Below are 21,023 nucleotides of genomic sequence, written 5' to 3'. Positions count from 1 at the left end.
GCGGCAGAAGGCGGCTAATCTGGGATCATGTCTCAGAATCCTAAGTTCATCCATTTGCGCACCCATTCCGAGTACTCCTTGCTAGAAGGTGCTCTGCGGCTCAAGAAAATGCCAGGCATGTGCGCAAAGGCGGGCATGCCTGCGATGGCGCTCACCGATAAAAACAACATGTTTGCGGCGCTCGAGTTTTCAGTCGCGATGTCAGACGCAGGCGTCCAGCCGATCGTCGGCTGTCAGGTCGATCTGGCGTATGTTGAATCCCGTCCTGGCGAACGGCCCCGCGACCCGGCCCCGGTGGTGCTGCTTGCGCAAACCGAAGTTGGATATGAGCACCTCATGAAGCTCAATTCCTGTCTCTACCTCGATAAGGGAGGCGCGCTGCCTGAGGTGACGCTGGACGAGTTGCAGACCTATGCGGGTGATGTGATTTGCCTGACAGGGGGGCCGATTGGTCCGGTTGGGATGCTCTTGCAAGCGGGCCAATTGCCAGCCGCGCAAGAGCTGATGGACCGTCTGAAGGCCATGTTTGGTGATCGGCTCTATGTCGAGCTGCAGCGCCATCCCGGCGATGACGGCCAGCCCGAAGATGAGCGCCTAACGGAGCGCGGTTTCGTCGAAATGGCATACGCAATGGACCTGCCTCTGGTCGCCACCAATGATGTCTATTTCCCAGATACAAAGATGTATGAGGCCCATGATGCCCTAATTTGTATCGCCGAAGGGGCTTATGTTGATCAGCAGGAACCGCGCCGTCGCTTGACGCCGCAGCACTATTTCAAAACCCAATCCGAGATGGTCACACTATTTGCTGACCTGCCTGAAGCGATTGAAAATACAGTCGAAATCGCCAAGCGCTGCGCTTTTAAGACCTATCGCCGCGATCCGATCCTACCTAAGTTTGCAGATAACGAGATCGAAGAGCTGCGCCGCCAATCCATCGAAGGACTAAAGGCGCGACTGGCCGTGATCCCGCATGCTGACACTGTTGAGGAATACGAAAAGCGGCTCGAATTTGAGCTGGGGATCATCGAGGGCATGGGATTTCCCGGCTACTTTCTGATCGTTGCGGATTTTATCAAATGGGCCAAAGATGAGGGCATTCCTGTTGGCCCCGGTCGTGGTTCTGGTGCGGGATCGCTGGTTGCCTATGCGCTGACGATTACGGACCTTGACCCGTTGCGCTACCAGCTTTTGTTTGAGCGTTTTCTGAACCCCGAACGTGTCTCCATGCCCGACTTCGACATCGACTTTTGCATGGACCGGCGCGAAGAGGTCATCCGCTACGTTCAAGAAAAATACGGGCGAGACAAGGTCGGGCAAATCATCACCTTTGGTGCGCTGTTGTCCAAAGCTGCTGTGCGCGATATCGGGCGCGTGCTGCAGATGCCGTATGGGCAGGTCGACCGTCTATCCAAGATGATCCCGGTCGAAGGCGTCAAGCCGGTTTCCATTGAAAAAGCCCTCGCGGACGAGCCGAGATTGCGTGAAGAAGCGCGCAACGAAGAGGTAGTCGCGCGGCTGCTTGACTACGGCCAACAAGTCGAAGGTCTGCTCAGGAACGCATCGACCCACGCCGCGGGCGTGGTGATTGGCGACCGGCCTTTGGATGCGCTTGTTCCGCTGTATCAGGACCCGCGCTCTGACATGCCCGCTACGCAGTTCAACATGAAATGGGTGGAGCAGGCTGGACTGGTGAAATTCGACTTTCTTGGCCTAAAAACCTTGACTGTGATCCAGAATGCTGTTGACCAAATCCGTTCAGGTGGTCGCCACTTGCATCTTGCTGCGGACGGAACAGAGTTGTTTGTTCCGCCTGAAGGGTTGGTAGACGATATTGCGACGATCCCCTTGGATGATGAGGCGTCTTACAAGCTTTATGCTGGTGCCAAGACGGTGGCAGTGTTTCAGGTTGAAAGCTCGGGCATGATGGATGCGCTCAAGCGCATGAAACCTACCTGCATCGAAGACATCGTGGCGCTTGTGGCGCTATACCGACCTGGCCCAATGGAGAACATTCCGACCTATTGCGAGGTCAAGAATGGGCTAAAAGAGCGCGAGTCTATCCATCCGCTGATCGATGATATTCTTGAGGAAACTCAGGGGATTATCGTCTACCAAGAACAAGTTATGCAGATCGCGCAAGTTATGGCGGGTTATTCGCTTGGTGGGGCTGACCTGTTGCGCCGTGCCATGGGTAAGAAGATCGCCGAAGAGATGGCGAAGGAACGTCCAAAGTTCGAAAAAGGCGCCATGGAAAATGGTGTTGAAAAGAAAAAAGCGGCAGAAGTTTTCGACCTTCTGGAAAAATTCGCCAACTACGGTTTCAACAAATCCCACGCGGCCGCCTATGCGGTCGTCAGCTACCAAACGGCCTGGCTGAAGGCGAACCACCCTGTCGAGTTTATGTCCGGTGTGATGAACTGCGATCTTCACCTCACGGACAAGCTTGGGGTCTATTTCGAAGAGGTTCGAAAGCGGCTTGAACTGCCTTGGGTGCCGCCTTGCGTCAACAGATCCGATGCGACTTTCAAGGTTATTGATGGGGCGCTGATCTATGCGCTGGGCGCGTTGAAAAACGTTGGCGTTGAGGCGATGAAACTCATCACCGAAGGCCGCAAGCTGGAAGGTGTTGACCGCCCGTTTGCCACGTTGTTTGATCTTGCGCGACGGGTTGACCTTAAGCGCGTCGGCAAACGTCCGCTCGAAATGTTGGCGCGTTCGGGTGCGTTCGATCAGCTTGATCCCAACCGTCGCCGGGTCTTTGACGCACTTGATGCGCTGGTCGGTTATTCCGCCGCGATCCACGAGCAAAAAGCCTCCAATCAGGTCTCGCTTTTTGGCGAAGCGGGCGATGATCTGCCCGAACCGCGCATGATGCCTGGGGACGATTGGTTGGCCGCTGAACGCCTGACAGAAGAGTTCAAGGCCGTCGGTTTTTATCTCTCGGGGCACCCGCTTGATGACTACATGGGGCCACTCAAACGCAAGGGCGTGATCACGCTTGACGAGTTGGCAGAAAAGGCTCTGAACGGTCCTTTGGTTGCTAAACTGGCTGGTGTTGTCGCCGGACGGCAAGAACGCAAATCAGCACGCGGCAACCGGTTTGCCTTTGCGCAACTGTCTGACACCACAGGCGCTTTTGAGGTCACGCTGTTTTCTGACACGTTGGAAAAATGCCGCGAACATTTGGAAACAGGGGCCAAAGTTGTGATTTCCGTCGAGGCCACGCTAGAGGCAGATCAACTTAAGCTGCTGGGTCGCTCCGTTGTCCCGATTGATACCGCAGTAGAAGATGCAGGCGGCATGGGGTTGCGCATCTTTATTGAAACGCCCAGTGCGATTGGTGCGGTTGCCGACGTGTTGGCTGGGGCGCAATCAGCGGTCAAATCCGCGCTTGGTCCAGTGCAGCTGTGTTTGATGGATCCTAGCTTGCCGGGCGAAGTCGAAGTGGACCTTTGCGTGCAGTACCCCGTCACACCGCAGATCAAGGGCGCTATTCGTTCACTTGGTGGTGTGCTGGAGGTTGAGGAAATCTGACCCATAGCCCCCGCTGGACGAAGACGTTGCTGTGCGCTATCACGGATCTCGTTTTCTTAGGGGGGAATGTTGTGCGGATATTTCAGGGCTTCGCTATCGCGGCTGTCCTTGCAGGATGCAGTGATCCACTTGCCGGGGTGCCACGTCTGTCTGACGTTGATGTGGCTGACACCGATCCTGTCGTTGCGGCATTGCCTGACGCCGCTGAACTTGAGCGCGAAGGCTTCTTTGGAACCGATGCTGCTAAAGGGGATGCACCGAGTATCGCGGCATCGCCAGCTGCCTCAACCGGCGGCGGTTTCTTCAGCCGCCTGATAAGCTCTGCAAATGATGCGGCGGAAAACGCCACGCCTCCAACGCAGCAGACCGCAGCTTTGGCCCCGATTTCTGCGCCACCCGCGGCCACTGGGCCAGATGCCCAAGACGTCGCCTTTGGCACTGTTCTGCCCTTTGGTAGCATCGCGCGCGTATGTGAAGCCAAAGGAAAACCTCTTGGCTCAAAGGTTGATGTGTTGAGCAAAAGGGGGCTGAAACTATACGATTCCGCCCCGAATATTATTGCAAAACGCACTTTCTACATCACCGGGTACACTGACGGATGCCCGCGGCAGTTCACCGCTGCAACGGCACTCTTTGGGTCGCCTTCGCTGTATGAACAGCTGCGTTTCAGCCCGGCGGGTAAAAACCTGCCTCACGCTGCGACAGATGTGGCTTATGACGGCTTAAAACGCCGCGTCTGCGGGTCCAGAAAAAACAAGCCCTGCGGTAAGAGAGTCTCAAGTCTCGATAAAACGACAGTCTTTGTCAGCGCTTACGAGTTCTATGGCGACAATGCCCGCTGGTCAGAATTTCTTGTGCATAGCGGCAGAACCTTGGCCGTCGCCATTAAATGACCGCTTAGTAGTGGGGTGGCCGTTCGTCACCAACGACGATACCGCCGGCACCGGAAGCCTCACGCTGACCTTCGCGGCGCATCAGCATCTCAACACGGCGGGTTAGCGCTGTAATCTCAAGCTCTTGGCGGGCCACAATATCCGACAGGTCATCGACCGTCCGCGTCATGTGCGCAATCTGTTCTTCAAGCTGTTCCATGTCGTTGGAATTAGGCGCTTGGGCCGTCTTTGGCAATGGGTCGGTCGCGCGGCTTGCCCCGTCGCAGACCATCCGGTAGACGCAGGTCGAAATTACCCGCGTCTGCGCAGCCCCGAGGTGCCCCATGGCCAAGCCCAAAAAGACCCCCCGCCCCAAGGCCGAAACGCCCAAGGGTTTCCGTGATTATTTTGGCGCAGAAGTCACGCAGCGCGCTGATATGCTTGCTAAGATTGCCAGCGTCTACAGCCGCTATGGCTTTGATGCGTTGGAAAGTGCCGGTGTTGAGACGGTCGAAGCTTTGGGCAAGTTCCTGCCCGATGTTGACCGCCCAAACGAAGGTGTTTTTGCCTGGCAAGAAGATGCAGAGGCTGACAAACCCGGCGATTGGCTCGCGTTGCGTTACGACCTGACGGCACCGTTAGCCCGCGTCTACGCGCAGCACCGCAATGACTTGCCGACGCCCTACCGCCGCTATGCCATGGGTCCTGTCTGGCGAAATGAAAAGCCGGGTCCGGGGCGGTTTCGTCAGTTTTATCAATGCGATGCGGATACTGTCGGTGCCTCCAGTGTGGCCGCTGACGCCGAGATTTGCGCAATGCTGGCTGACTGCCTCGAAGAGGTTGGCATCGAGCGTGGTGACTACATTGTTCGTGTGAATAACCGCAAAGTGCTTAGCGGTGTGATGGAAGTCGCAGGGCTTTCTGGGGACGACAAAGAAGCGGAGCGCGGCATCGTGCTACGTGCGATCGATAAGCTCGACCGCCTTGGCACGGACGGTGTTCGTGCATTGCTTGGCGCAGGTCGCAAAGATGACAGCGGCGATTTCACTGGTGGTGCAGGGCTGTCTGATACGCAGGCAGACGTGGTCATGGGCTTTATGCAGGCCAAAGGTGCGACTGGAACCGCAACGGTTGATGCTTTGCGCGCCCTCGTGACTGGCTCCGCAATTGGCCTCGACGGTGTGGCAGAGCTTGATACCATCGAAGGGTTGCTTGCGGCAGGCGGGTATGGCCCCGACCGGATCGAGATCGACCCCTCGGTTGTGCGCGGACTTGGCTATTATACCGGTCCTGTTTTTGAAGCAGAGCTCACCTTTGAAATCCTCGATGACAAAGGACGCAAGCGGCAGTTTGGGTCTGTTGCGGGGGGCGGGCGCTATGACGATCTCGTTAAGCGTTTCACCGGCCAGGAAGTGCCGGCAACGGGTGTTTCCATCGGTGTAGACCGGTTGTTGGCCGCATTGCACGCCAAGGGGCGTCTGGATGCGAAATCGGACGGTCCCGTGGTTGTAACGGTGATGGATCGCGCGCGGATGGCCGAGTATCAGGCGATGGTAGCTGAACTGCGGCAGGCCGGGATCCGGGCAGAAGTTTATTTGGGCAACCCTAAAAACTTTGGCAACCAGTTGAAATACGCAGATCGTCGCAACAGCCCTGTCGCGATTATTGCGGGCGGCGATGAGTTCGATAATGGTTTGGTTCAGATCAAAGACCTGATCTTGGGCGCAGAAATTGCCGAACACGCGACGCATGAAGAGTGGAAAGACCGCCCCAGCCAGATCGAGGTGCCGCGTGGCGAATTGGTTGCCCAAGTGCAATCGATCCTCAAGAGCCGCCGCTGATGCCGACACGCGCGCAAACGAATGCCAAGGCCGCGGCCTTGCGCGCTATTTTTGAAGCGCAAGGTGCGGTCCCGGTCGAGCCCCCAATTCTGCAACCAGCGGAAACGCTTCTTGATCTTTATGGCGAGGATATTCGCGCGCGCGCCTACGTTACCAGCGATGCGCTGCGCGGGGAGCAAATGCTGCGGCCTGATTACACTGTTCCCGTTGTGCAGATGCACATGGCCCATGGCGCGGAGCCTGCGCGCTATACCTACGCGGGCGAAGTTTTTCGCCGACAAGAACACGACCCTAGCCGCACCAATGAGTATGTGCAGGTTGGGTATGAGGTGTTTGAACGTGCTGATCCCGCTTCAGCGGATGCCGAAGTATTTGCGCTGATCGCGGGTGCGTTGCGCGGTCTTCCCGTGCGTGCGGTGACAGGTGATATCGGGCTTTTGATGGCGGCCGTTTCTGGGCTGGATACAACGCCGGCCCGCAAGGGAGCGCTTATGCGCCACATCTGGCGACCTCGTCGGTTTCGCGCATTGCTGGAGCGTTTTTCAGGGCGCACCCCGGTGGCTGCAGCACGTTCTGAGTTGCTGGCAGGTGGAGGCAATTGCGACGCGCCGCTGACGGGCAAAAGAACAGGTGCCGAGATTGACGCCCGCGTCGTTGCCCTCAAGGCAGACGCCGCCGCACCTCCGATTTCTGCGCGTGAAGTAGATCTGATCGAAACTCTTTTGGATATCCGCGGCCAGATGCCTGCTGCGCTAAGCAGATTGCATGATTTGGCCGTCGATTTACCCACGATCACAGCGGCCGTGGCCCGGATTGAGGCACGCCAAGAAGCCCTGCGTGCACGCGACGTCGATGTAGGCACGCTGGTATTTGAGGCAAGCTACGGTCGATCTTCGATGGAATATTACGACGGTTTCGTATTTGGATTTCGTGCTGAAGATCGTGCTGACTTGCCAAATGTGGCCAGCGGCGGGCGCTATGATGCACTGACACGCCGATTGGGCGATGGGGTAGAAATCCCCGCTGTGGGCGGTGTAATGCGCCCGGGCCTTTTGCTGGAACTGGAGGGCGTGGCATGACGCTCAAACTCGGTGTGCCGTCCAAGGGGCGGCTGATGGAAAAGACGTTTGACTGGTTTGGTGCGCGTGGCATCACCTTGCGCCGCAGCGGATCTGACCGTGAATACGCCGGCGCAGTTGACGGTATTGGCGGTGTATCGCTGGTGCTGCTTTCGGCAGGCGAAATCCCGCGTGAGCTTGCTACAGGCCATCTGCATTTGGGTGTCACCGGTACTGACTTGATCCATGAAAAACTGCCCCTGTGGGAGCAGATGGTGGAGCCGGTCGAAGAGTTGAATTTCGGTCATGCGGATCTGATTTTGGCAGTGCCCATGGCTTGGGTGGATGTCGATACCCTTGATGATCTTGATGCGGTTGCAGCTGCCTTTCGAGCGCGACATGGGCACCGCTTACGGATCGCGACGAAATACCACCGTTTGGTTCGGGAATTCATGCGCCAGGGAGGCGTCGCGGACTATTCGTTGGTCGACAGCCAAGGCGCGACCGAAGGCACCGTCGCAAATGAGACGGCAGAGGCGATTGCTGACATCACCTCAAGCGGCGAGACGCTGCGTGCGAACCATTTGAAAATTTTAAGTGACGGGTTGATGCTGCGCAGCCAAGCGACGCTTTGGCGCAGCCGAGTAGCTGAGCTAGATGATGCGCAATTAAATACGCTTGAGAGCTTGATGAAGCGCCTAGACGCAGGGGCATAATCCAAAGGGCACGCTGAAGCGCGACGCCTTTATTGAGATTTGCAAAATGCAAATCAGGGTGCTGTTACAGGACCCCGATTTCAGCCAATGCACGGTTAAGCTCTATTGGCAGGACATCTTCATTTTCGCGCCCTTTTGGCAGATCGGGCGGAGCATCTGCCGTGGCAAGATAACGCCATCCTTGGAAGGGGCGTTTCAGGCTTCCTTGGGTACGGATCAGGTCGGGGTTTAGAACGATGGCGCAGCGGCGAATCCCGTCTGTGCCGAAATATTCATCCAGTCGCTCAACCCGCTGTCGGCACTGTATTACACCCTTTACGACCCAGTAAATCGAACCGCCATTGATGATTTCGTCCCCACGCTTTGGCCACATCCGTGTGACGTGACGGGGCAGTCCATCGGGTGCTTGTGCGCGTTTGTTTGATTGCCATTCAATCATATCTTCGACGTTTTCAGAGCCGACTGAGAGCTTTATAAGGTTGACAGTTTTAGCCATCCTCCTACATCGCAGAATAACGGCAGTGGTGCAAGAGAAACAGTGTGTGTTTTTCTGAATTTCGCCCGCTATATAGTGTTGACGCGGCCGGCTCATACCACATATAGATCGCCACAACACCTGCTTCGGGCCATCACAAGGCCGTTTCAGAATCCTAACAGACACCGTATAATGCAGGGCCAACCTGCCTATTTTCAAGTATAGAAAGCGCCACCTATGTCCCGTTTTTCCGCCCCTATTGCCGAACAGATCTGGGATATGAAGTACCGCTTCAAAGCAGCGGATGGCACGCCAAAAGACATAAGCGTCGAGGATACTTGGCAGCGCATCGCGAATGATCTGGCACAGGTCGAAAACGACAAAAGCAGCTGGGAAAAAAAGTTCTACGAAGCGCTTGAAGATTTCAAATATTTGCCTGCGGGACGCATCACGGCGGGAGCAGGAACTGCACGCCGTGTGACGCTGTTTAACTGCTTTGTTATGGGGACCGTTCCTGACAGCATGGGCGGTATTTTCGACATGCTCAAAGAAGCGGCATTGACCATGCAGCAGGGCGGCGGAATTGGGTATGATTTCTCGACCATCCGTCCCAAGGGCGCGGATGTACTGGGCGTGTCGGCGGATGCTTCTGGCCCGTTGAGCTTTATGGATGTGTGGGACGCGATGTGCCGCACGATCATGTCCGCAGGCTCACGCCGGGGCGCAATGATGGCAACGATGCGTTGTGATCACCCTGATGTAGAGGATTTCATTGCCGCCAAATCTGACGCTGCGCGGCTTCGGATGTTCAACATGTCCGTGCTGATTACCGACCCCTTCATGGATGCGGTCAAGGCGGATGGGCCTTGGGATCTGAAATTTAACGAGACGGTCTACAGGACTGTTCAGGCCCGTGATCTGTGGAACCGGATCATGAAGGCCACTTATGAGTTTGCCGAGCCTGGTGTGATTTTCATCGACCGGATCAACGCGGCTAACAATCTTAGCTATTGCGAAACGATTGCTGCGACGAACCCCTGTGGCGAGCAGCCATTGCCGCCTTATGGTGCATGTCTCTTAGGCTCAATCAACATGGCGCGCCTTGTTAGCGATCCGTTTGAAGATGCCGCGGCCCTTGATCAAGACGCGCTGAGCGAATTGGTCGCTACTGCCGTGCGGATGATGGACAACGTCGTGGATGTCTCCAAGTTCCCGCTTCCGGAGCAGGAGCGTGAAGCAAAGGCGAAGCGCCGGATCGGGCTTGGTGTGACTGGGCTGGCGGATGCTCTGCTTATGGTCGGGCTACGCTACGGCTCTGACGAAGCGGCAGCACAAACCGAGGCATGGCTCAAGGCCATCGCCCGCGCGGCCTATCTGGCGAGCGTCGATCTGGCCAAAGAAAAGGGTGCTTTTCCGTTGTTTGATGCTGAGGCATTTTTGGCCTCTGGCACAATGCTGCAGATGGATGAAGATGTGCGCGATGCGATCCGTGAACACGGCATTCGTAACGCGCTGCTGACCTCAATTGCGCCGACCGGCACGATCAGCCTTTATGCTGGGAACGTCAGCTCGGGCATCGAGCCGGTTTTTGCTTATGCTTACAAACGCAAAGTTCTGCAGAAAGATGGCACTCGGACTGAAGAAGAAGTCGTCGATTACGCTGTCCAACTGTGGCGTGAGCTTAAGGGCGATACACCATTGCCGGACTACTTCGTTAACGCTCAGACGCTGGCCCCGCTGGAGCACGTCAAAATGCAGGCAGCTGCACAAAAATGGGTCGACTCGAGCATTTCCAAGACCATCAACTGCCCCGAGGACATCAGCTTTGACGCGTTCAAAGATGTCTACATGGAGGCATGGGATACCGGGTGCAAAGGCTGTACGACCTACCGTCCCAATGACGTGACCGGTTCGGTTCTGACCGTATCCGATGAAGCCCCAGAAGTTGTCAGCACCAACGGCGAAGAGCCTGCGATGCCCCATGGCGACGTGATCTATATGTCTGAACCGCTCGATCGTCCCAGCGAGCTTGAAGGCAACACCTATAAAGTCAAATGGCCTGACAGTGAGCATGCGATTTATATTACGATCAATGACATCGTGATTGGGGGCCGCCGCCGTCCGTTCGAAGTGTTCATCAACTCTAAAAATATGGAGCATTTTGCTTGGACGGTTGCTCTTACGCGCATGATTTCAGCAGTGTTCCGGCGCGGCGGTGATGTGTCGTTTGTTGTAGAAGAACTCAAAGCCGTGTTCGACCCACGTGGTGGCGCGTGGATGGCAGGGAAATACATCCCCTCAATTCTTGCAGCGATCGGCGGCGTGATCGAACAACATATGATCGCGACAGGGTTTATCGCCGGCGAAGGTATGGGACTTAAGTCCGACCCGCAGGCCAAAGTCGTTGGCCTTGACGCCCCACGCGGCAAGGCATGTTCAAGCTGCGGTCAGTTTGAATTGCGTATGGTCGAGGGTTGCATGACATGCGGCAGCTGCGGCTACAGTAAATGCGGGTAAGATTGCTCTGATTCACCTTGCGCTGGGTGGCTGCGCTTTGGTTACGGCAATAGAGAATCTCGTGTGGGGACACTGCAATGCTGCGTTTTCATTGATCGGCACGTCTAAGCATTAGTGGAGCTTAGACGTGCCGCTGGAGCAGGCCTGAACTGCTGCGTGAAACACAGACGGCCTACAGGTAGGCTGGGTTTTCCCTATTTGTCACTTTCCCCAGAATGAAAAATGAACATACCGGCAAAACGGTTTCCTACATAGGAATGTGAAAGAATCTTTGCTCATCTCCCAAGATACCGCGTAGCCTATTGATCAGGGAGGAATTTACATGAAACTTATGAACGCTCTTTTGTCTGGTGCAGCAGTCGCACTGGCATTTTCTTTTGCTGGCCCCGCGGCGGCACAGGATTGTCCACGTGGTGATCTCGACAAACGCTTTTGCGATGTCGACGGCGATTTGGTCGCCGATACACCCACAGATCCCGCCGATCAGGTGGATCCGGACACACTGATTTTTGCCTATACACCGGTAGAAGATCCAGCTGTCTACAAAGAGGCTTGGTCCGATTTTCTGACCCACCTGGAAAAAGAGACCGGCAAATCGGTTGTCTTCTTTCCGGTACAGAATAACGCGGCCCAAATCGAAGCAATGCGCTCAGGACGGTTGCATATCGCTGGCTTTAACACCGGCTCTAACCCGCTGGCTGTGAACTGTGCTGGTTTTAATCCGTTCACGATTATGGCGTCCAAGGACGGCAATTTCGGCTACGAGATGGAAATCATCACCTATCCAGGGTCCGGGATTGATAAGGTCGAAGACATTAAGGGCAAGCAACTTGCCTTTACATCGCCCACGTCGAACTCAGGCTTCAAAGCCCCATCGGCAATCCTGAAGGGTGATTTCGACATGCTGCCAGAGCGGGACTTCGAACCGGTCTATTCAGGCAAACACGACAATTCGATCCTCGGCGTTGCCAACAAAGACTATATGGCGGCTTCAATCGCCAACTCGGTCAAGGCAAGAATGATCAGCCGTGATGTCATCAAGGCCGACGACGTCAAGGTGATCTACAAATCGCAGACCTTCCCGACGACTGGATTTGGTACCGCGCATAATCTCACACCTGAACTGAAGGACAACATTCGTAATGCGTTCTTCAGCTTTGAGTGGGAGGGCACGTCGCTACAGGCAGAATTCGAGAAATCGAACGAAGGCCAGTTCCTGCCGATGACCTACGAGGTCTTCTGGGAAGTGATCCGCAAGATTGATACCGCAAATGGCGTAAGCTACGCCTGCGAGTAACTTCTGATCGGGCGGGCCAAACGGTCCGCCCTTTCCAACAAAAAACACTTGGGGTGGGGAGGCTTTCATGCTGCGGCTTGAGAAGCTTGTGAAGACATATAAAACGGGCGATCAGGCCTTGAAGGCTGTTGAGCTGGAAGTGCCGGAAGGGCAGGTTCTTGCTTTGATCGGCCCATCGGGTGCCGGTAAATCGACCCTTATTCGCTGTATTAACCGCCTGGTAGAGCCAACATCTGGCAAGGTTTATCTAGGTGATGTTGAGCTGACGGGACTGTCTTCGGGCGCATTGCGCCGAGAGCGCCGCCGTATGGGCATGATCTTTCAGGAATATGCGCTTGTTGAGCGGCTGACCGTCATGGAAAACGTACTTTCAGGACGTCTTGGCTATGTTGGCTTTTGGCGCAGTTTTCTCCGCCGCTTTCCACAATCAGACGTCGATGAAGCATTTCGCCTGCTAGACCGAGTGGGATTGGCGCATATGGCCGACAAGCGCGCGGATGAGCTTTCGGGCGGCCAACGCCAGCGCGTCGGCATTTGCCGTGCACTTATTCAAGACCCGGCGGTGCTTTTAGTGGATGAACCCACAGCGTCTTTGGACCCCAAGACATCGCGCCAGATCATGCGACTGATCTGCGAGCTGTGCAAAGAACGTGGGCTTGCCGCGATTATTAACATTCACGATGTGGCCCTTGCGCAGATGTTTGTTCAGCGTGTCATTGGGTTGCGCTTGGGGGCCGTCGAATTTGATGGCCCGCCTGATGGGTTAACCCCAGAAGTCCTGACCACGATCTATGGCGCAGAAGACTGGGAAGCGACCATCGAAAAGGTCGACGACGAAGAAGAGTTGGCCGCGCAATGAGCGATACTAGTTTCGACGCTGCCGCCCGTATCGGTCAGCCATGGAAGAAACCGCCCTTTGTTCAGCGCAGATGGCTTAGGTTGCTGCTGATCGGCGGCTTTCTCGCGTATCTTGTGGCCGCCTATATGACGATCGATGTGAATTGGTCGCGCGTTTATGAAGGGCTGGAGCGGGGCAAGAAGTTCGTTCTCGCCTTTATGGCTCCCGACTTTACAACGCGCTCAACGGATATTTGGGAAGGCATGATCGAGAGCATCGTCATGACGGTTGCCTCTTCCGTTGTTGGTATCGCGATCTCCATTCCAATCGCACTGGGTGCTGCGCGCAACGTGGCCCCGCTACCTGTTTATCTGATTTGCCGCAGCATTATTGCTATCAGCCGAGCCTTGCAGGAAATTATCGTGGCCATCTTGCTGGTGGCGATTTTTGGGTTTGGTCCTCTTGCGGGTTTCCTGACGCTCAGCTTTGCAACAATCGGCTTTCTGTCCAAGCTCTTGGCGGAAGACATTGAGAGCATGGACAAAGTGCAGGCCGAGGCGATCAAAGCTTCTGGCGCGCGGTGGACACAGTGGATCAACTACGGAGTACAGCCGCAGGTCATGCCGCGTCTGATCGGGCTTTCGATCTACCGAATTGATATCAACTTCCGCGAAAGTGCCATTCTGGGGCTTGTGGGGGCGGGGGGCATCGGTGCCACGCTGAACACTGCCTTTGATCGTTATGAATATGATACGGCCGCAGCGATATTGCTGGTTATCATCTTGATAGTCATGGCGCTTGAATACCTATCCGGCGTCGTTCGTGCGAGGGTCCAGTAATGCCTATACGTAACGAAAAAGGACTAAAGATCTGGCATCGACGCACCGGCCGAGAAAGCTTGAGCCATTGGGTTCTATGGCTCATCGGGGTCGCGATCTTTGGCTATTGCTGGCAGCAAATCTCGAACACGACCACGTGGTTTTTTGTTTGGGACGCTCCGCGGATCGCGAATGACATTTGGATGCGCGCAACGCCGCCAAAGTGGTCTTACATTGCCCAGCTCGGTAAGCCCATTTGGGATACGTTGAACATCGCGACACTGGGCACGATCATATCGTTGTTTCTTGCTGTTCCTGTCGCGTTTCTGGCGGCGCGCAATACAACGCCGTCGGCGCTTTTCATTCGCCCAATTGCGCTCTTGATCATCGTCTCAACCCGCTCAATCAACTCTTTGATCTGGGCGTTGTTGCTGATTGCCATCATTGGCCCCGGCGTTTTTGCGGGCGTTATCGCAATCGCGATCAGGTCTATCGGGTTTTGTGCAAAGCTCTTGTATGAGGCCATAGAAGAAATCAATGAAACGCAAGTTGAAGCGATCACCGCGACCGGGGCGTCGCGTTGGCAGGTTATGGCATACGGTATCGTTCCGCAGATCATGCCGGCTTTTGCAGGGATCGCTGTGTTTCGGTGGGACATTAACATCCGCGAGTCGACAGTTTTGGGCCTTGTTGGGGCTGGCGGTATCGGGTTGCAATTGTCTTCGTCTCTCAACGTGTTGGCCTGGCCACAAGTATCGCTCATCTTGTTGGTCATTCTCGCAGCTGTTGTGATTTCGGAGTGGGTCTCGGCCAAAGTTAGAGGCGCTATCATTTGAACGTGCATGAGGCGTTTGCGGCCTATGAGGCCGTCAGGCATCGCCTACCTACAGTGGCGAGAAAAGGGGCATGCAAACAGCTGCCCAATCTCGACGCGATTGCTGAAGAGATGGACGTCTTTTTGCTAGACGCTTTTGGTGTTCTCAACATCGGTGAAACTGCGATTGCAGGTGTTCCTGAACGGATAAGGGGTTTGCAAAAGGCGGGCAAACGGGTGTTGGTCGTGTCAAACGCAGCTGGCTTCCCCCATGCTAATCTGATGACCAAGTACCGGAACCTTGGATATGATTTTGCCCCTGAGGACGTCATCACAAGCCGGAAAACGCTGCTGCGCGGTTTGCAGTCTGAACCCAAATGCCACTGGGGATTGATGGCGACCGAAAGTCTTGGGCGTGCGGATATCGAAGACCTCAATATTACCTATCTTGGTGAAGATCCGGCCGTTTATGATGCCGCTGAAGCGTTTCTTTTAATTGGCGGTGCTGCTTGGACACTGGATCGACAAGCCATGCTTGAAGCATCGCTTGTCCAGAACCCGCGCCCTGTTTACGTCGGCAACCCTGATATTGTGGCCCCACGTGAAACTGGGTTTTCGACGGAACCGGGGGCCTTTGCACACCAACTGGCGGACCGTACCGGGGTATCACCGCGGTTCTTTGGCAAACCATTTCAGAACATCTTTGATCTCGCATTTGAACGGCTCGAAGACCCGGACATGCAGCGGATTGTGATGGTCGGCGATAGCCTTCATACGGATATCTTGGGCGGTCAAATCGCTGGTGTCAAAACCGCATTGATTGCTGGATTTGGATTCTTTGCTGGCAACGATGTGATGGCACCGATAGAGCAATCTGGAATTTGTCCGGACTTCATTTTGGACCGCCCTTAGCATCGCAACCCAAGCTGCCTATCGATACTGATGTATCTGACAATTTTGCAGCATGAAGCCGATAACTTCTTGAAACGCGTTTCCGTGACCAACGATTGCAACATTCTCGCTTTCGATAGTGGCCAAGGTTTCAACGAAGTTAGCGATACGGTTCTGAAACACCTGTTCGGGTTCTTTCGGCACGAGATCTTCTGAGCCTTCGTGGGGATACCACCACCTTGGCGGTAAGTGTCCAAATGAAAGGTCCGGAAAATCAACGCTTAAGGCATCCGGGTGCCTGCCGACGTCGCCGCTGTATTTAAGAAGCTCGTGATGGCCATGGCGAACTTCAATAGGCGCAATCCCATCGAAAATTGTATTGGCAGTTTGGAGCGCGCGCGTAAGGGGAGACGCGATGACGCGTTTGATCTCCAACTCAGCAATGGTTTTGCGCGCCTCACTTGCTTGTTCAAATCCAAGCTGTGTCAGCGGCGCATCAAAGATCAGTGGGTCAATGTCACCCTGAAAAGCCGCATTGAATTCAGATTGACCATGCCGAATGAAATAGATTGCCATGCAACAGTTATCCCTAAATATCTCGTTTTGACCGACATAGCACGCCCTCGGGTATGGCGCGATGGCTTGTATTTCTACCGTCCTCTCTAACTCTAAAACAGCATCTGATTGTCAATTGCAAAGAGGCAGCTTGCAATGGTCCTCACCTGTCATTCTCGGTGCCAATCGCACCTGTTGGCCACAAGTGTAGGGATCTGCTCCAACTTCTTTTGTGCACCCCACACAGAAAGCCATTGCTAAAGCGCACCACAAGCCTGAGCGTCGCGGTGAACAGCAGCGACCGGATACGAAATGTCACGATCCTCGACACTCATCTTGTTTTTCACGGCGATCTTCTTGCAGTCGGGGGCCTATGGCCTGACCTTCATGCTGCCTCGGCTGTTCAGCAGCTTTGGTGCAAGTGAGAAAGTCGTCGGTGTGATGCTTCTGGTGACAACGCTGGCCACAATATTCACCGTCTATTTTGCCGGTCATCTGTCAGATATGTTGGGACGGCTTCGCACGCTTGGCATCGCCTGCTTTGCCATATCAGGATCGCTATATCTTTATGGCTCGGTAAGTTCGGTGGGCATCTCGCTTGTTCTTGCGAGCGTCCTGTTGGGGTTCGGGTGGGCCTTGACGTATTCACTTGCCCCGATCGTCCTGACACGTTTGGTGAGCGCAGCCGAGCGCGTGCGGTTTTTTGCATTATTGTCTATTTTCGTGATGGCAGGCTTTGGGCTGGCCCCGGTTTTGGCATCGCTCCTGGAAAAATTTGGATATTCAATCCGCGACGCTTTCTATGTCACATCAGCATTTTGCCTGATCAGTGCGTTCTTGTTTCTTAGTCTCGACAAGCCCATCAAATCTCATGCGCTTAACCCTGCACCTGAAGGGTCTTCACGGATTACATGGGCCTCAATTGTCGCGGTCTTAAAATCGCGAGCTCTGTTGCCTGTTATTATGGTGTGTCTGGGCGCCAGCGTCTTCTCAGGTCTGAACAATTTTCAAACCGTATTTGCAGATGACAGGGGCCTAGAGTACAGCACCTTCTTTTTGGTCTACACAATGACCGTAATCGTGTTTCGGCTTTTGCTTGTCCGGTTCAAAGGCGGAAAGAACCCGTACCTTACGATCGCAATCCTCCAATACCTAATGTGCGCCAGTGTGGTTTTGTTCATTGTGAGCGGAGGTAGCGCGCTGCTTTATGTCGTCGTCGCGATTTTGTTTGGGTTGGGCTACGGTGTTTCCTATCCGATCCTTGTTGCCATGGCCGCGAATGATGCAGAGGAACACTTGGGGCCTCAAACGCTTCAACTTTTTGCGTTGACCTATTTCGTCGGCGTGTTTGGTTTCCCGTTGATCGCTGGCTGGCTGATCGTTGAAATTGGATACACGCCGCTTCTAATCATCGTGGCTGTATTGGCGGCCGTTGAGGCCACAATGGCGCTGCGCCGTGCAATAGTTCCGTCACGCAAGCGTTTTTGACGGGCAGTTGTTGCACAAGCCAAGATCGTAGCGTTCAAAATTGAAATAAATGTTACGAACAGCAGCTTTTTGATGCACAGCGTCACGAGGTATTCGAGCTCACAGCCTTTGAAACAGACATTTCGGGGCAGTTGCACGTTCACAATTGGCTGAGGTGGCATAGTTATGCTGCGCAACCCGCTGTGGGCAGGCTATGAAATATGATGAACCCGAAGACCGCGAACGGCCATATGCAAATTGCTGAAAGACAAACCAAGCCATGAATGATCTAGATCCCGCCGCTCAATCAGCGTCCGACGTCATAGCACAACGCCTTTTTGATGCGGGATGCCGTCATTCTTTTGGCATACCGGGGGGCGAGGTTCTGGCGTTGATGGACGCTTTGGATCGGGCCGGGCTGTCTGTCAGTTTGGTGAAGCATGAAAATTCTGGTGGGTTTATGGCCGAAGGTACCTATCATGCGGACGGTGCGCCCGGGGTGCTTTTTGCCACGATCGGGCCGGGTATTGCGAATGCCGCGAATGCCATCGCCAACGCTTGGCAAGACCGTGTTCCAATGATCGTGCTTACCGGTTGCGTCCCTGCGATCGAGGCGCAAACTTATACCCATCAGGTTTTTGATCATGTGAAATTCCTTGAGCCGATCACAAAGGCCGTATTCCGAGTGGAGGCTGGCACCGCTGGGGTCGTGATCGACAAAGCGCTCAAGATCGCGACGTCTGGACAACCCGGACCTGTTGTCTTGGATGTGCCAATTGACGTGCAACGCGAGGTATCTAGCAGTTGGATGAAGCCGCGCCACCAACCAGATGTGGCGATGGTGCCGGCACCTGGGCCGCTAGCTGTGGCGAACGCCTGGCTTGCCGCCGCGAAACGCCCCATCGTGCTGGCGGGCGTAGATGCGATTGGCGATCTGGACAGCGCCGCGGTGGCCAAATTCTGTACCAGCCGCAATATCCCGCTGCTGACAACCTACAAGGCCAAAGGCATTCTGCCCGAAACGCACGATCTGGCGCTTGGTGGAGCTGGGTTGTCTCCAGTCTGCGATAAAATCGTACATCCGCTGATTGCCCAGTCGGACTGCATCATTCTGGCAGGTTATGATCCAATTGAAATGCGCATTGGTTGGCGGGATATTGTAACGCCTGACCATAACGTCATCGATATCACGGCCGTTACCAACACCCATTACATGCACCAATCCGCGCTGAATTTTGTGGGTTCGGTTGCGGACACCCTGCTGGCTTTGGGCCCATCTGGGGATCCCGCAAAACACTGGTCTGGCAACGAGGTCGCGGTGGCGAAGAGCGCGTTAAGAACAGCATTTAATATTGAAGAAACATGGGGCCCTGCTGCCATTGTCAATGAAGCGCGCAAAGCCTGTCCGGCAGGCACCATCGCCACCGCAGACAGCGGGGCGCACCGCATTGTTATGTCCCATGTCTGGGAGGCTGACGTGCCGCATGGCGTGCTGCAATCCACGGCTTTATGTACAATGGGCTGTGCCGTACCGTTGGCCATTGGCCGCAAACAAGCGGAACCTGACCGGCCTGTCATTGCCTTTGTTGGTGACGCAGGGGTCGAGATGTTCCTTGGTGAACTGGCAACAGCCCGCGATCTCAAGTTGGGCATCCCCATTGTGGTGTTCATCGACGAACAACTTGGCCTTATTGAGCTGAAACAGCGCGGCACCCAGATGCCAAACCTTGGTGTCGAATTCCCCGGTACTGATTTTCCCCGCGTTGCGGACGCGATGGGGGGCATTGGCGTGACTTGCCGTGACCGCGAAAGTCTCAATGCGGCGATCACCGATGCGTTTACCAAAGATACATTCACATTGATTTCAGCAGTAATCGGAAGGAACGCGTACGATGGCCGGATCTGAAGCCTTGAAGTTCCCTGTATGCCTCAGAGATGTACGCGGTGTGCCGGTATCTTATGCCGATCACGGTGCGATCGATGGGCTGGAACGTGCCGTTATCATGTCACTGACGTTTCGCGGTGATGCCATTGCCGAAATCGACACTGTGCTGGCTGAACATCCTGATTTCATCATGGGGTGGCTCTTTAAGGCGGGCTGGTTAACGCAGGCAATGGAGACACGGATCTACGATGTAATGCTGGAAAGTCTGGGTCAGGCTGAGCGTCGCATGGCCAGCGCCAATGACCGTGAGCGCGGCCATTTCGAAGCGATCAAGGCTTGGGTAGATGGCGATTTCTTTGGCGCAGTCCAGAAGTGGGAGGCGGTGCTGACCACCTACCCAATGGATTTACTTGCGCTTGAGTTGGTCCATTACACCATGGTTTTGCTGGGTGACGTTCAGGGCCAACGCGATGTTGTGGCCCGTGTCTTTAACCTTTGGGACGAAGACATTCCCGGGTATGAGTTTGTTTTGGGTTTTTATTCCTTTGGGTTGGAAGAAAATCGTGATTTTTCGCGCGCCGAAGATATGGCGCTGCAGGCGCTTTCTATCCGCCCCGACAACCCTTATGCGATCCACACCGTCAGCCACGTAATGGAAATGCGCGGTCATCAGGCCGGTGGCATTCGCTTTATGAAAGACCGCGCTGGCCTTTGGGGCACGTCGAACTTTGCCAATCATTTGTGGTGGCACACTGGGCTCTATCATCTTGATCTTGAGCAATATGATCAGGTCTATAATATCTTTGATACCCAGCTGGATTCCCGAAACAAAGAAGGTCACCGTTACGAAGAACTCGATGCTGCGGCCCTTCTGTGGCGAATGAATTTGGTGGGTCAGGACTCTGGTGATCGATGGACGCATTTGGCCAATAAATGGGAACCCGCCGCACAAGACACGCTTTATGCGTTCAACGATGTGCACGCGATGCTGACCTTTGTGTCCGACGACCGCAAAGATGCGCAAAAGGCGTTGCTGACCGCCAATGAACGCTATCTTGAAAGCGCGTCGGACGCGAACACTGCCATGACCCGCGAGATCGGCTTGCCGTTTTGTTTGGCGATGCGCGACTTTAAGGATGAGAACTACGCATCTTGTGTCGAACGCCTTTTGCCGGTGCGTTACATGACCCACCGTCTTGGCGGCAGTTACGCGCAACGCGATATTATAGGCTGGACGTTGCTTGAAGCTGCGTTGCGTGCCCGTAACTTCGACCTTGCCCTAGCGCTTGCAAACGAACGCACAGGCGTCAAACCGACGTCTGTCCAAAATTGGCGCGCTGTCGCACGTGCGTTCAAAGGTTTGGGTGATCATAGCAATGCAGATCGAGCAACGGCTAAAGCTCAGGCGGTTATCGCGTCGTAAGTACGGCCTTGATGGTGGG

At 54.9% G+C, this 21,023-nt stretch carries 17 protein-coding genes; 14 read left to right on the top strand and 3 right to left on the bottom strand.

Translation table 11 applies throughout. From position 1 onward, the window contains the following. Positions 1–27 precede the first annotated feature (27 nt). Positions 28–3,537, top strand: coding sequence for a DNA polymerase III subunit alpha (gene dnaE, locus C1J03_RS18480; protein ID WP_114887930.1), 3,510 nt, complete (start codon positions 28–30; stop codon positions 3,535–3,537). Positions 3,538–3,608: 71 nt separating this feature from the next. Then, positions 3,609–4,430: a hypothetical protein gene (locus tag C1J03_RS18475; protein ID WP_114887929.1), complete on the top strand. Its 822-nt coding sequence runs from the start codon at positions 3,609–3,611 to the stop codon at positions 4,428–4,430. 4 nt (positions 4,431–4,434) lie between these two features. Here the strand turns inward: C1J03_RS18475 and C1J03_RS18470 are convergent, their stop codons facing one another. Further along, on the bottom strand, positions 4,435–4,629 hold the full coding sequence (locus C1J03_RS18470; protein WP_114889078.1) for a SlyX family protein: 195 nt from the start codon (positions 4,627–4,629) through the stop codon (positions 4,435–4,437). A 124-nt stretch (positions 4,630–4,753) separates the two neighbouring features. Between C1J03_RS18470 and hisS the strand changes: the two genes are divergently transcribed. Genes hisS through hisG form a run of 3 tightly spaced genes read left to right on the top strand, consistent with a single transcriptional unit; the run spans position 4,754 to position 8,024 of the window. Further along, positions 4,754–6,250: a histidine--tRNA ligase gene (gene hisS / locus C1J03_RS18465; protein WP_114887928.1), complete on the top strand. Its 1,497-nt coding sequence runs from the start codon at positions 4,754–4,756 to the stop codon at positions 6,248–6,250. Then, complete coding sequence (locus C1J03_RS18460) at positions 6,250–7,329, top strand: ATP phosphoribosyltransferase regulatory subunit (RefSeq protein WP_114887927.1); 1,080 nt, start codon at positions 6,250–6,252, stop codon at positions 7,327–7,329. The genes hisS and C1J03_RS18460 overlap by 1 nt, the downstream gene beginning before the upstream one ends. Next, the gene (gene hisG / locus C1J03_RS18455) at positions 7,326–8,024 is read left to right on the top strand and encodes an ATP phosphoribosyltransferase (protein WP_114887926.1); all 699 of its coding nucleotides are present in this window, start codon (positions 7,326–7,328) and stop codon (positions 8,022–8,024) included. Before C1J03_RS18460 ends, hisG begins: the two co-directional genes overlap by 4 nt. A gap of 64 nt (positions 8,025–8,088) precedes the next feature. On the opposite strand, the gene C1J03_RS18450 is transcribed toward hisG, so the two are convergent. After that, positions 8,089–8,520 carry a DUF1489 family protein gene (locus C1J03_RS18450; RefSeq protein WP_114887925.1) on the bottom strand — a complete coding sequence of 144 codons (432 nt, stop codon included), beginning with the start codon at positions 8,518–8,520 and terminating at the stop codon, positions 8,089–8,091. A gap of 216 nt (positions 8,521–8,736) precedes the next feature. Here C1J03_RS18450 and C1J03_RS18445 point away from each other — a divergent pair, with 216 nt between their 5' ends. From C1J03_RS18445 to C1J03_RS18420, 6 genes are all read left to right on the top strand, one after another. After that, on the top strand, positions 8,737–11,016 hold the full coding sequence (locus tag C1J03_RS18445) for an adenosylcobalamin-dependent ribonucleoside-diphosphate reductase (RefSeq protein WP_114887924.1): 2,280 nt from the start codon (positions 8,737–8,739) through the stop codon (positions 11,014–11,016). A gap of 322 nt (positions 11,017–11,338) precedes the next feature. Continuing rightward, a complete protein-coding gene (phnD, locus tag C1J03_RS18440; protein WP_114887923.1) occupies positions 11,339–12,313 on the top strand; it encodes a phosphate/phosphite/phosphonate ABC transporter substrate-binding protein in 975 nt (324 codons plus the stop codon). A 67-nt stretch (positions 12,314–12,380) separates the two neighbouring features. Continuing rightward, positions 12,381–13,172, top strand: coding sequence for a phosphonate ABC transporter ATP-binding protein (gene phnC / locus C1J03_RS18435; RefSeq protein WP_114887922.1), 792 nt, complete (start codon positions 12,381–12,383; stop codon positions 13,170–13,172). Next, positions 13,169–13,990, top strand: a complete 822-nt coding sequence (gene phnE / locus C1J03_RS18430) for a phosphonate ABC transporter, permease protein PhnE (RefSeq protein WP_114887921.1) — start codon at positions 13,169–13,171, stop codon at positions 13,988–13,990. The genes phnC and phnE (C1J03_RS18430) overlap by 4 nt, the downstream gene beginning before the upstream one ends. Then, positions 13,990–14,805: a phosphonate ABC transporter, permease protein PhnE gene (gene phnE, locus C1J03_RS18425; protein ID WP_114887920.1), complete on the top strand. Its 816-nt coding sequence runs from the start codon at positions 13,990–13,992 to the stop codon at positions 14,803–14,805. Before phnE (C1J03_RS18430) ends, phnE (C1J03_RS18425) begins: the two co-directional genes overlap by 1 nt. Then, the gene (locus tag C1J03_RS18420) at positions 14,802–15,695 is read left to right on the top strand and encodes an HAD-IIA family hydrolase (protein ID WP_114887919.1); all 894 of its coding nucleotides are present in this window, start codon (positions 14,802–14,804) and stop codon (positions 15,693–15,695) included. Before phnE (C1J03_RS18425) ends, C1J03_RS18420 begins: the two co-directional genes overlap by 4 nt. Positions 15,696–15,713: 18 nt before the next feature. Here C1J03_RS18420 and C1J03_RS18415 read toward each other — a convergent pair whose 3' ends face one another. Beyond that, positions 15,714–16,250, bottom strand: coding sequence for a histidine phosphatase family protein (locus C1J03_RS18415; RefSeq protein ID WP_114887918.1), 537 nt, complete (start codon positions 16,248–16,250; stop codon positions 15,714–15,716). 291 nt (positions 16,251–16,541) lie between these two features. On the opposite strand from C1J03_RS18415, the gene C1J03_RS18410 reads away from it, so the two are divergent. The 3 genes from C1J03_RS18410 to C1J03_RS18400 all read left to right on the top strand — a co-directional run bounded on the left by C1J03_RS18410 (position 16,542) and on the right by C1J03_RS18400 (position 21,004). Then, on the top strand, positions 16,542–17,717 hold the full coding sequence (locus C1J03_RS18410; RefSeq protein ID WP_114887917.1) for an MFS transporter: 1,176 nt from the start codon (positions 16,542–16,544) through the stop codon (positions 17,715–17,717). Between the two features lie 259 nt (positions 17,718–17,976). After that, positions 17,977–19,602 carry a thiamine pyrophosphate-binding protein gene (locus C1J03_RS18405; protein WP_114887916.1) on the top strand — a complete coding sequence of 542 codons (1,626 nt, stop codon included), beginning with the start codon at positions 17,977–17,979 and terminating at the stop codon, positions 19,600–19,602. Then, a complete protein-coding gene (locus tag C1J03_RS18400; RefSeq protein ID WP_114887915.1) occupies positions 19,589–21,004 on the top strand; it encodes a tetratricopeptide repeat protein in 1,416 nt (471 codons plus the stop codon). Before C1J03_RS18405 ends, C1J03_RS18400 begins: the two co-directional genes overlap by 14 nt. Positions 21,005–21,023: the final 19 nt, after the last annotated feature.

Origin of the sequence: Sulfitobacter sp. SK012 (assembly GCF_003352085.1) — a bacterium.
GTDB lineage: Bacteria > Pseudomonadota > Alphaproteobacteria > Rhodobacterales > Rhodobacteraceae > Sulfitobacter.
Note: the sequence above shows the minus strand (reverse complement) of the source record. Positions and strands in the feature narration are given on the sequence as shown.

What these genes read in the sequence shown, in the direction of transcription:
- dnaE (WP_114887930.1), top strand. Translation starts at nt 28, where the DNA reads ATGTCTCAGAATCCTAAGTTCATCCATTTGCGCACCCATTCCGAGTAC.
- C1J03_RS18470 (WP_114889078.1), bottom strand. Translation starts at nt 4,629, where the DNA reads ATGGAACAGCTTGAAGAACAGATTGCGCACATGACGCGGACGGTCGAT.
- hisS (WP_114887928.1), top strand. Translation starts at nt 4,754, where the DNA reads ATGGCCAAGCCCAAAAAGACCCCCCGCCCCAAGGCCGAAACGCCCAAG.
- C1J03_RS18460 (WP_114887927.1), top strand. Translation starts at nt 6,250, where the DNA reads ATGCCGACACGCGCGCAAACGAATGCCAAGGCCGCGGCCTTGCGCGCT.
- hisG (WP_114887926.1), top strand. Translation starts at nt 7,326, where the DNA reads ATGACGCTCAAACTCGGTGTGCCGTCCAAGGGGCGGCTGATGGAAAAG.
- C1J03_RS18450 (WP_114887925.1), bottom strand. Translation starts at nt 8,520, where the DNA reads ATGGCTAAAACTGTCAACCTTATAAAGCTCTCAGTCGGCTCTGAAAAC.
- C1J03_RS18445 (WP_114887924.1), top strand. Translation starts at nt 8,737, where the DNA reads ATGTCCCGTTTTTCCGCCCCTATTGCCGAACAGATCTGGGATATGAAG.
- phnD (WP_114887923.1), top strand. Translation starts at nt 11,339, where the DNA reads ATGAAACTTATGAACGCTCTTTTGTCTGGTGCAGCAGTCGCACTGGCA.
- phnC (WP_114887922.1), top strand. Translation starts at nt 12,381, where the DNA reads ATGCTGCGGCTTGAGAAGCTTGTGAAGACATATAAAACGGGCGATCAG.
- phnE (WP_114887921.1), top strand. Translation starts at nt 13,169, where the DNA reads ATGAGCGATACTAGTTTCGACGCTGCCGCCCGTATCGGTCAGCCATGG.
- phnE (WP_114887920.1), top strand. Translation starts at nt 13,990, where the DNA reads ATGCCTATACGTAACGAAAAAGGACTAAAGATCTGGCATCGACGCACC.
- C1J03_RS18415 (WP_114887918.1), bottom strand. Translation starts at nt 16,250, where the DNA reads ATGGCAATCTATTTCATTCGGCATGGTCAATCTGAATTCAATGCGGCT.
- C1J03_RS18410 (WP_114887917.1), top strand. Translation starts at nt 16,542, where the DNA reads ATGTCACGATCCTCGACACTCATCTTGTTTTTCACGGCGATCTTCTTG.
- C1J03_RS18405 (WP_114887916.1), top strand. Translation starts at nt 17,977, where the DNA reads ATGAATGATCTAGATCCCGCCGCTCAATCAGCGTCCGACGTCATAGCA.
- C1J03_RS18400 (WP_114887915.1), top strand. Translation starts at nt 19,589, where the DNA reads ATGGCCGGATCTGAAGCCTTGAAGTTCCCTGTATGCCTCAGAGATGTA.